The 2885-nt window shown below is 65.8% G+C and carries 4 protein-coding genes; 3 read left to right on the top strand and 1 reads right to left on the bottom strand.

Going from position 1 to position 2885, the window contains the following annotated elements; genetic code table 11:
* Window positions 1–630: hypothetical protein (locus ACT4N8_RS02180; RefSeq protein ID WP_444856498.1), on the bottom strand; the 630-nt coding region annotated here is incomplete at its 3' end.
* Between the two features lie 214 nt (window positions 631–844).
* Between ACT4N8_RS02180 and rpsM the strand changes: the two genes are divergently transcribed.
* From rpsM to ACT4N8_RS02165, 3 genes are all read left to right on the top strand, one after another.
* Window positions 845–1213 carry a 30S ribosomal protein S13 gene (rpsM, locus tag ACT4N8_RS02175; protein WP_444856497.1) on the top strand — a complete coding sequence of 123 codons (369 nt, stop codon included), beginning with the start codon at window positions 845–847 and terminating at the stop codon, window positions 1211–1213.
* Window positions 1214–1306: 93 nt separating this feature from the next.
* Complete coding sequence (gene rpsK, locus ACT4N8_RS02170) at window positions 1307–1696, top strand: 30S ribosomal protein S11 (RefSeq protein WP_444856496.1); 390 nt, start codon at window positions 1307–1309, stop codon at window positions 1694–1696.
* A gap of 115 nt (window positions 1697–1811) precedes the next feature.
* Entirely contained in the window at window positions 1812–2843 is a 1032-nt protein-coding gene (locus ACT4N8_RS02165) for a DNA-directed RNA polymerase subunit alpha (RefSeq protein WP_444856495.1), read from the top strand.
* Window positions 2844–2885 lie beyond the last annotated feature (42 nt).

Raw genomic sequence — 2885 nt, 5'->3', positions numbered from 1 at the left:
CATCAGTGCGCGCAGGGCGCCGGGGCGGAAGGTCAGTTGGAACTCCGCCGGGATGCAGGGCGCAAGAGTGGGGACGATCCGGTCGATCACCGCCCGGTCCGCAGAGGATCGCGGCAAAGATCCCACGAGCGCGCGCGCGGCGGCCGGATCACGCCGCACGACGCACAGCGACAGCGCCTCATAGGCGTTACGGCCGAGCAGTCCGGCGCGGGCGATCGCCTCGTCGTCCATCGCGACCAGCGCGCTGATGTCGACGCCTTCGTAGCGGCGCAAGATGAAATGCTCGGCCATGCCGCCAACCAAGAGCTGCGGCGGAAAGCGCAACTGGACGGAATTGTCACCGAGGCAGCTCTCCTCCCGATCGATCAGGCGACGGACGGCCGTGGCTTGTTCCTGGCCCTGATAGGGCAACCGAACCACCGATTCCGCCGCTCGCTCTTGCTGCCGGGCGAAGCAGCGGGCGAAGGCGAGCATCACCTCCGCCGAATTGGCCAAATCAGGATTTTCGAGATAACGGACCGCGCCGCGATCGCGGTTAATCAGGCTGCCGATTTCGGGCTGTGCCCCGGCGGCCCCCGCCGGGGCCAGCAGCAAGGCCAGCCAACAGATGACGGAGCGAGCTGGTTTCATGTGCCGCTTCTAGCGCCTCGGTGAAGAATTTGCAGCGGGATTTGCCCTGGCTGACAGTTGACTCGGCATCCCGCAATCCCTATCTGCGCTCGATCCCGTTAACCGGTCGTCCGGCGGCGCATTCGTGCGCGCGTCGGCTATGCCTGTTTTGGGGATGACGAAGCGCTGAGATAGGCGGGTCGCCAGCCCGCCTGTGGAGCAGGAGAAGAAAAGTATGGCACGTATTGCGGGCGTCAACATCCCGACCAACAAGCGCGTCGAAATCGCGCTGACCTACATCCACGGCATCGGCCGCACCAAGGCGAAGCAGATCGCGACCAAGCTCGGCATCCCGAGCGAACGCCGCGTCCAGGACCTCACCGACCAGGAGGTGCTCCACATCCGCGAGGCGATCGACGCCGATCATCAGGTGGAGGGCGATTTGCGCCGCGAGACCGCGATGAACATCAAGCGGCTGATGGACCTCGCCTGCTACCGCGGGCTTCGCCATCGCAAGGGCCTCCCGGTCCGCGGCCAGCGCACCCACACCAACGCGCGCACCCGCAAGGGCAAGGCCAAGCCGATCGCCGGCAAGAAGAAGTAGGTCGGTTTTCGATCAGGCGGCCCCCTTCGAAAGGAAGGACGGGGCTTCGACAGGCTCAGCCCGAACGGGCTCACGGTTTTAGGGTAGAAGAATATGGCACAGGCACCTCAGCGCATCAGGCGGCGCGAGCGCAAGAACATCACGGCGGGCGTCGCCCACGTGAATGCGAGCTTCAACAACACGATGATCACGATCACCGACGCGCAGGGCAATGCGATCGCCTGGTCGTCGGCCGGGATGATGGGCTTCAAGGGCAGCCGCAAGAGCACGCCCTATGCCGCCCAGGTCGCCGCCGAGGACGCGGGCAAGAAGGCCGCCGAGCATGGCGTCCGCACGCTCGAGGTCGAGGTCACGGGCCCCGGCTCGGGCCGCGAGAGCGCGCTTCGGGCGCTGCAGGCGGTGGGCTTCCAGATCACCTCGATCCGCGACGTCACCCCGATCCCGCACAACGGCGTCCGCCCGTCCAAGCGGCGCCGCGTCTGATCGTCCGCGGCTGACGCCGCGGCCGGGCAGAAGAAGTTAGAAGACAACGGGAAGGGACGCCTTCCCCAACCGCCAGAGGAACAACCGGGCCGTCAACGCAAAGAACTGGCAGGAAATGAAGAAGCCCAACACGCTCGAGAAGAAGGCCGGAGGCGACAGCCGCCGCAAGGCCACCTTCGTCGCCGAGCCGCTCGAGCGGGGCTTCGGCCTGACACTCGGCAACTCGCTGCGCCGGGTGCTGCTCTCGTCGCTCCAGGGCGCCGCGATCACCGCGATCAAGATCGAGAACGTGCTGCACGAGTTCAGCAGCCTCGCGGGCGTGCGCGAGGACGTCACCGACATCGTTCTCAACGTGAAGCAGATCGCGCTCAGGATGGAAGGCGAGGGGCCCAAGCGGCTCCAGCTCAGCGCCACCGGCCCCGGCGAGATCACCGCCGGCCAGATCGCGACCACGGGCGACATCGAGGTGATGAACCCCGATCTCGTCATCTGCCATCTGGACGACGGCGCGACGCTCAACATGGAGCTGACCGCAGAGACGGGGAAGGGCTATGTCGCCGCCTCGGCCAACCGCCCGGTCGACGCGCCGATCGGGCTGATCCCGGTCGACGCGCTCTACTCGCCGGTCAAGCAGGTCAGCTACAAGGTCGAGAACACCCGCGTCGGCCAGGAGCTCGATTACGACAAGCTGACGCTGACGGTGGACACGGACGGCACGATCAGCCCCGACGACGCGATCGCCTATTCGGCGCGGATCCTGCAGGACCAGCTCCAGCTCTTCGTCCATTTCGACGAAGGCATGGTGAGCGTGCCGACCATGGCCGGCATCGCCGTGCCGAGCGCCGAGCAGAGCGAAGCCGACGCCAACCAGCTCAACCGCTATTTGCTCAAGAAGGTGGACGAGCTGGAATTGAGCGTGCGGTCCGCCAACTGCCTGAAGAACGACAACATCATCTATATCGGCGATCTGGTCCAGAAGACCGAAGCGGAGATGCTGCGGACGCCGAATTTTGGCCGCAAGAGCCTGAACGAGATCAAGGAGGTTCTCGCCTCGATGGGCTTGCGGCTGGGCATGGACATCCCCGGATGGCCGCCGGAGAATATCGAGGAGATGGCGAAGAAGCTGGAGCAGGAGCTGCTTGGCTAACTGCTCCCGAAGCGATCGAGGGAAGGCCGCCGAAAGGCGGCC

The sequence above is a fragment of the Sphingosinicella sp. genome, assembly GCF_052387495.1.
In the GTDB taxonomy this organism is placed as follows: Bacteria; Pseudomonadota; Alphaproteobacteria; order Sphingomonadales; family Sphingomonadaceae; genus Allosphingosinicella.
Note: the sequence above shows the minus strand (reverse complement) of the source record. Positions and strands in the feature narration are given on the sequence as shown.